Genomic DNA, 7,406 nt, shown 5'->3' with positions numbered 1-7,406 from the left:
CAATATAAATACAAAAAAGAAGGTGACTCTAAACAAGTTAAGATAAAGGATAGAGCGAGTATTTCTGAAAGACCTAGCAGTGCTAATAGAAAAAATCTTTATCACTTTGAAGGTGACACTATTGTTGGTAAAGACCATAAAAGTGCTATTGTAACAATGGTCGATAGAGCTAGCAGATTTACTATTTTAGCCAAGTCTATAGATAGAACAGCTAATTCAATCAATAGAATATTGTACAAAGTATCTAATGGTCATAAAATATTAACAGCTACATTTGATAATGGTAAAGAGTTTGCTAAACATAAGAAGCTAACTAGCAAGACTGGCATCAAAGTATTCTTTGCTGATCCATACAGTCCTTGGCAAAGAGGTACTAATGAAAACATGAATAGGTATATCAGACAATTTATACCTAAAGGTACTAACTTTAACAATATATCTCATCAATACATTAGAAAGTTACAGATAGACTTGAATAATAGACCTAAGAAATGTTTAAATTACTTGACACCTAATGAAGTACATTTTGGTATCTCTATAAACATTGAGAATACAATCTAGCTGTTATATAGAAGATTAAAGAGCTATTATATTAGTGATTAAGATCAGCATCTATTTCTTTAGGAATAATCATAGCAATTGGAAGACAAACTAATAAAAATACTATTACCATATCAAGAGCATTTTGATAACTTGTAATTGTATATATTGAAGTCGAGTCTCCAATAAGTGTCCCAAAATGAGTAAGTATATATCCTACTAATGGTAGTAATATGATAGGGATGAAATTATTTATCATGTTCACACCAGCTGTTGCAGATCCTGCAGTTCCCTTTGGAGATATTATCTTAGCTATACCAAATGTAACTGCTTGAGGTCCAGCTGCAGCACCAAGTAAGAAGTATAGCAGAGTGAATACTGATAAATTCATAGGGATATACAGAATGATAGCTAAAATAACAGCAAGAGATATTATGCTCAGAATTAGCATACGACGATATCTATTTGTTAGCGAAGCTACAATTGCTGCTATTGTGAAGCCTACCGCAGCACCAATAAATAATACACCATTAATATGAGACGCAGTTTCTTGATCAAGACCAAATTTAGCTTGAATTAGACCAACTCCCCACAGAGAGCCTAGTACATTAATTGGTATAAATAATACTGCTCCAATTATGCTTGCTGACCAAAATTTTGTATTGCAGAAGATTTTAAAAACCTTAGTGATAGTTTCTTTAAAGTTAGCTTCGCTCAAGTGAGTAAATTTCTGAACATGTTTTGGATTATCGCGAATAAATAGAACTATTAGAAGTAGTACTCCAACACCAATATATGTAAATACAGCGTTACCTTCTTTCCATCCTAACTCAGATACTAAGCTAGATAACATTGTATCAGTGACTAAACCGCCTAAGATACCAACAACTGTAGCAAATCCTATAAATGTTGAAAAAAGTCTTTCTGGTAGCCACATTGCAGCCATTTTAGCAGCGCCAATAAACCCAAAAGCAGAGCCTATGCCCATAAATATTCTACCAATGTAAGCAATTTCATAATCATTTGTGGCAGAAAATAAGTAGTTACCAAGAACACAGAATGTTGTGGCAATACTAATTACTACCTTACGATTATACTTGTCTAAAAGCACACCTGCGGGAATCTGCATTATTGTATAAGATATAAAGTATGCTGAAGATAACATCCCAAGTTGTGTATGACTAATACCAAAATCACGAATTAAGTCATCTCCCATTACACCAGGAGCTGCTCTAATAAAGAAGTCGTAACTATAATTAAGAGTTGCAATTAAACATACTACCCATGCTAAAGTAGCCAATAGTTTGGTTTGAGGAAGGTGGCTTTTGCTCATTTCGGAAGTTTTATAAACTTGAACATAATTTTTAGTCTATCAAAAAAAATATAAATTTACTAATAACAAAAGATGTTATTAAGAAATTATTCTGAAAGATCGTCGATGATTTTTTGTTGTTCAGAGTCGGTTTTTACAGCAATAGATTTATCACTAGCTATATACATATATACCACAGGAAGTACAAATAGAGAGAAAATTGCTCCTATTACCTGTCCACTGGAAATAACTACGCCTATACAGTTTCTACTAATAGCACCGGCACCTGAGGACGTTACTAATGGGATGACACCCATAACCATTGCTGATACTGTCATCAAAATAGGTCTTAGACGTTGTGATGATGATGTTACAATAGCATCATACTTATTCATACGTTCATGCTTTTGTAAATGATTGGCGAACTCAACAACCATAATACCTTGTTTTGATATTAGACCAATCAATGTTACAAGCCCTAGTTGGGTATATATATTTAGTGATGCCCATCCAGCACCCATATACTGGCCAGCATATAAAGGTATTAGTGCACCAGATATAGCCATTGGTATAGTAACTAAGATTACTAGAGAATCTCTAAAGCTCTCAAATTGAGCAGATAATGCTAGGAAAATAAGTATAATTGCAAATGCAAAAGCTACCATCATAGTATTACCGTTCTCAATATACTGACGAGCAGAGCCAGAGAAGTTGAATGAAAATCCTTCAGGTAACTCACTTCTAACCACACTTTTAACATAGTCAATAGCTTGACCTTGGGTTACTCCTGGAGCCATAACTGCTGAAATTGTTGATGCATTAAGCTGCTGGAATGTATTTAAGGTGAGAGGTTGTCCTTCAGTTTTGAAAGATACTAGTGCAGATAAAGGAAGCTCGTAATTAAACAAATCACTAGCTTCATCTGAATGGATATATATGTTGCCTAATTGCTCTTGAGTTAACATCTCATTACGAGCTAATTGAGGGATTACTTGGAAGCTATATCCTTTCAGGAAGAAATAGTTGATATATCCTTCAGCATAAGAGTAACCTAATGTTTTGGCAATATCAGACATAGTAATGCCTAATATACCAGCTTTTTCACGATCAATACTAATATCAACAACAGGGTTGTCAAATTTAAGATCACTTTGAGCGAATGCAAATAATCCGCTTTTCATCATCTTATCTATTACTTTATTAGTAATTTCATCAATAGCTTCATAATCATTAACACTTTGAATAACTAAAGATAGCGGAGCACCTCTAGGTATTCCTGGAAGAGCAGGTGTTTGATATGTATAAGTTTGAATGCCCGGTAACCCTGTAACTTTTTCTTGAGCAATATTAGCAGCCTTTTGTTGGGATATTTCTCTTTTATCCCATGGTTGCATAATAAAGCCACCAAAGATTACATTTGAGCCCATTACACCATTAAGAATAAAAGTGTCTTGCTTGCCTGGAACTTCATCTAGTGTGCTAGCTAATTTTGTACCAAAAGTTTCTAGATAATTGATATTTGCAGAAGATGGTGCTTGTCCCATAATTCCTAAGAAGCCCATATCTTCATTGGGAGCTAGTTCGGATTTAATGCCCTTGCCCATTATAAAACAGCTTGCTAGCACAATAAGCCCTACGATAGCTATTGCTGGTTTGATATCCAAGACAAACTCTAAGGTTGCTTTATATTTTGCAGTTAGTGCTGTAAAAAGTTTATCAATGAATTTAACTAGTTTTGTGCTCATCATTTCTCTATTTAGAATTTTAGAGCATAGCATTGGCGAGAGTGTATATGCAACTATACCAGATATTACAACTGCACCAGCAAGAGAGTAAGCAAACTCGGTAAATAGTTGTCCTGTGAAGCCACCCATTATACCGATTGGAGCATATACTACAACTAGGGTTAGAGTCATTAATATAACTGGGTTGGATATCTCTCTAGCACCCTTGATAGAAGCTGCAAAAGGCTCCATTCCTTCTTCAATATGTCTATAAATGTTCTCGAGTACTACAATAGCATCATCAACTACAAGACCGATTGCAAGAATTATGGAAATAAGGGTTAGAAGATTAATTGAGAAGCCCATAAGCGACATCAAAAAGAATGATCCAATAATTGAAAGAGGAATTGCAACAACAGGAACTATAATTGCTCTAAACGATCCTAAAAATAAAAATATTACTACAGATACAATTATTATAGCTTCGAATAATATATGTAGAACCTCTTCAATAGAAGCTTCAATATATGTAGTATTGTTGTATGCAATATTAACATCTAGACCATTTGGTAAAGCAGCTTTAATATTTGGTAGCTCTTCAACTAGTCTATCAACGACATCTAGAGGATTTTCTTCTGGAGATACAACTGCTCCGGTCATGACAGCATTCTTGCCATCAAAGTATACTGAAGAGTTATGGTCTTGAGCTCCAAGCTCAACTTTAGCAACATCTTTAAGTCGCACTACTTGCTTATCACTCTTTTTGACAATTAAGTTTCTATACTCTTGAGCTGTAGACATACTTGTTTCAGGATTAAGTGTATAGTTTAAGTAAGGTCCTTGTATTTGACCGCCAGCTGAAACTAAGCTATTTGAACTTACTGCGGTAGCTAATTCTGTTGGAGTGATTCCATATTCTGCCATGCGAGTTTTATTTGGATATATACGCATCGCATAGGGCTTATTATCCCAAACATCAACAGATGAAAGTCCTCCTTGAGCTAATAGTTTAGGTGTAAGCTCAGAGTTTATATATGCAGATATTTCGGATGTATTCATTGTCTTACTTGTAAAAGCTAGAATCAATGAAGGGAAGTTATCTGCAGGATTTAATTTAATAGCAGGAGAATAAGCATCTTGAGGGAGTTGGTTAAGTATAGAGTTTACGTTCTGGACTACTTTTGAGAGTACATCGTTAGTATTTTGGCCAAGTTTTACATATATAGTAATTGTACTTGTCCCTAGTGCTGATGATGATGTCATGTAATCAATACCTTTGGAGGAGCCTACTGCAGCCTCTATCGGTCTAGTTACAAAAGCTTGGATTGTAGCAGGGTTTGCACCTGGATAGGCTGTTGTAACTGTAATAGTAGCACTATCTATGTATGGATATTGTCTAATTTGTAATTGAAAAAATGAACCTACTCCTACAACAATAATCATAAAGCTTATTGAAAGAGATAGAACAGGTCTTCTAATAAAGAGATCAATTAAACGCATTACTGGATTCCCTGATTATATATATTGTTATCAATCTTTACACTATTGTTCAGTATTGCATCCATTCCTTTATGCACTTTATTTTGTCCTGATGTGATAATGGTAGTACCAGGTTCTAAGCCTTTGACTAGTGCTAAGTTATTTCTAGTTTCTAAGACTTCAACATTAGCTTGCCCTACTTTATATAGTGTTTTGTCAGTATCAACTGTTTTCATACCACCATCAGCAGTAGATGTATAAGATGCCATAACAGGCTTGCCATCTTTCATCACGGGTTCAAGTGTGAATACTGACTGACCGTAAAGACTATATGAAACCGCATTTCTAGGAATTACAATAGAGTTTTTCTTAACAGGTAGACTAACATGGACAGTTAAAAACATTCCTGGGACTATTTTGTGGTGTGAGTTTTGGTATGTTGCCTGAACGGTTATGGATCTATTTGAATCATTAATAAAAGAGTTTATAGCTGTTATCTTCGCAGTAAATGTTTCTCCTGGGTATGAGTCAGAATAGAAGTTAATTTCTTGACCAACGCTAATCATACTAACTTTGTTTTGTGGTACAGGGAGTGTAATAAATATAGGATCAATTTTGGTAAGTGTAGCAGCATTATCGCCGTTGTTGAAATATTGACCTAAGCTTATGTTTCTAATACCTATCTTGCCGTCGAATGGTGCTCTAATCTCTTTGAAGCCAATTTGAGATTCTATATTTTGAACTTGTGCTAATGCTGATAAGTAATCAGCGTTAGCCTTGTCAGCAGATTCTTTTGAAGTTGCTCTTTGTTCTACAAGTTTGTTATAACGATCTTTTGTGATTTCAGCAAGTTTAAGGTTTGATAGTGCTTCTTCTAGACTAGCTTTTAGTTGACTAGTATCTAATTTGAATAAAAGATCACTTTCTTTAACCTTTTGTCCACTTTTGAAATTGATTTCACTTACAATACCACCAGATTGAGAAGAAATCTCGGTGGATTGGATAGCTTGTGCTTCACCAATAGTGTTTATGACTTGTTTCCAGTCGGTCTTTTCTACAACAGAAGATGTTACAGCTACAGGTTGAGGTACATAAGAAGCCATACCTTTTTTTATCATGCTTTGAATAAATTCAGCAAAACCAAAAATAGCCCCAAAAAGGATTAATGTCGCTACTACAACTGCTATTGAAGCAGTGCGTTTATTTTTGAGTAAAGAGAGTTTTGTTTTAATATATTTAACTTGAAAAATAAAGTAGACAATTGCTAGCGATATTCCAAGTTTACCGAGTATGAGCCAAGCTACAACAATAGTTGCCAGTACAAAAATTGAGTAGTTTTTCTTATTAGAATTAATTTTCTCTTTAAGGTCTAAAAAAGTTTTTTTAAAATCCACCGTTATATCCCACTATTTTTTAAATATTCTTACCAAATAAACTGACACAATTTATGACTAATAAGCAAATGAAAAATATCAAACTATATACAGCCAAACTAACACCAGAGATCTCTTCAGCAATGCTAGTACAGCTACTGACAGTTCCTGTTAATGATTTTGTAGCATCAATTAGGAAAGGGTTACTAATAGCGCCACAGCCTGTAGGATCATCTGATATTGTTGAGGAGAAGTACTGTAAGTAAGCTTGATCGGCAGCTATATAGCAACCTACAACAATAATCAAGATAATTGCTAGTTGTACTATTGTACTGAATCCTTTTGAACTATTTTTTATCAGCCCTAGAATGCTAAATATCATTGTACAAAGTACACATAGTTGCTGTATCAGGCACATAGGGCATGGTTTCCATCCTAAGCCAATAATTGTGAACACCACTGCGACTAACGCAATAAAACAAATAACAGTGTTAAATAAAAAAATGTGTCTAAATATAAATCTCATTATTAAACTTTTAAAATTCAAAGAAATTTTTGTAATTGTATCATAGATTTAATTGCTGCTAGATTGTATTCTGAAAGTTTTAAATAGTTGAAAGAGAGTTCCAAATATAGTTTATTAGGTTTTGACGAAACTAAAATAAACGATAAGGAACTAAAAAATGCCAAAGCACTTAACTCTTTCAAATAGATATTGTATAGAAGAATTACTTAAATTAGGATACCAAACATCTCAAATAGCCAATAAAATTGGCTATAGTGAAAGAGCTATAAAAAAGGAACTTAATCGCACTAGTATAAATAGTGACTATAATGCTGAGATAGCACAGAAGCTATATCAAAGCCGCAGAACTTCAAATAATCATAAGCTATCCTGTAAAGTTAAAAAGCTAATAATAGCTTTGTTAAAAAAGAAGATATCTCCGGAACTTATTTGTGGTAGATTAAAACATGAGG

Annotated in this window: 6 protein-coding genes; 2 read left to right on the top strand and 4 right to left on the bottom strand. The window is 34.0% G+C overall.

All coding sequences use genetic code 11. The features are described from left to right. Positions 1–561, top strand: a 561-nt coding sequence (locus F8C69_RS07705; protein ID WP_159183759.1) for an IS30 family transposase, incomplete at its 5' end; no start/stop codon positions are given. 31 nt (positions 562–592) lie between these two features. On the opposite strand, the gene F8C69_RS07700 is transcribed toward F8C69_RS07705, so the two are convergent. From F8C69_RS07700 to F8C69_RS07685, 4 genes are all read right to left on the bottom strand, one after another. Then, positions 593–1,873, bottom strand: coding sequence for an MFS transporter (locus F8C69_RS07700; protein ID WP_159184793.1), 1,281 nt, complete (start codon positions 1,871–1,873; stop codon positions 593–595). A gap of 86 nt (positions 1,874–1,959) precedes the next feature. Continuing rightward, positions 1,960–5,076: an efflux RND transporter permease subunit gene (locus F8C69_RS07695; RefSeq protein ID WP_159184792.1), complete on the bottom strand. Its 3,117-nt coding sequence runs from the start codon at positions 5,074–5,076 to the stop codon at positions 1,960–1,962. Further along, positions 5,076–6,449 carry an efflux RND transporter periplasmic adaptor subunit gene (locus tag F8C69_RS07690; protein WP_159184791.1) on the bottom strand — a complete coding sequence of 458 codons (1,374 nt, stop codon included), beginning with the start codon at positions 6,447–6,449 and terminating at the stop codon, positions 5,076–5,078. Before F8C69_RS07690 ends, F8C69_RS07695 begins: the two co-directional genes overlap by 1 nt. A gap of 19 nt (positions 6,450–6,468) precedes the next feature. After that, complete coding sequence (locus F8C69_RS07685) at positions 6,469–6,954, bottom strand: disulfide bond formation protein B (RefSeq protein WP_234384167.1); 486 nt, start codon at positions 6,952–6,954, stop codon at positions 6,469–6,471. Positions 6,955–7,111: 157 nt separating this feature from the next. On the opposite strand from F8C69_RS07685, the gene F8C69_RS07680 reads away from it, so the two are divergent. Then, positions 7,112–7,406 (top strand): helix-turn-helix domain-containing protein (locus F8C69_RS07680; protein ID WP_159184785.1); only part of this gene is annotated, 295 nt, incomplete at its 3' end.

Origin of the sequence: Francisella noatunensis subsp. noatunensis (assembly GCF_009823375.1) — a bacterium.
Taxonomy (GTDB): domain Bacteria; phylum Pseudomonadota; class Gammaproteobacteria; order Francisellales; family Francisellaceae; genus Francisella; species Francisella noatunensis.
The sequence above is the reverse complement of the archived record's forward strand: the minus strand, read 5'-3'. Positions and strand labels throughout refer to the sequence as shown.

Bases quoted from the DNA above. Each gene is read 5' to 3' on its own strand.
- F8C69_RS07700 (WP_159184793.1), bottom strand. From the start codon at position 1,873: ATGAGCAAAAGCCACCTTCCTCAAACCAAACTATTGGCTACTTTAGCA.
- F8C69_RS07695 (WP_159184792.1), bottom strand. From the start codon at position 5,076: ATGCGTTTAATTGATCTCTTTATTAGAAGACCTGTTCTATCTCTTTCA.
- F8C69_RS07685 (WP_234384167.1), bottom strand. From the start codon at position 6,954: ATGAGATTTATATTTAGACACATTTTTTTATTTAACACTGTTATTTGT.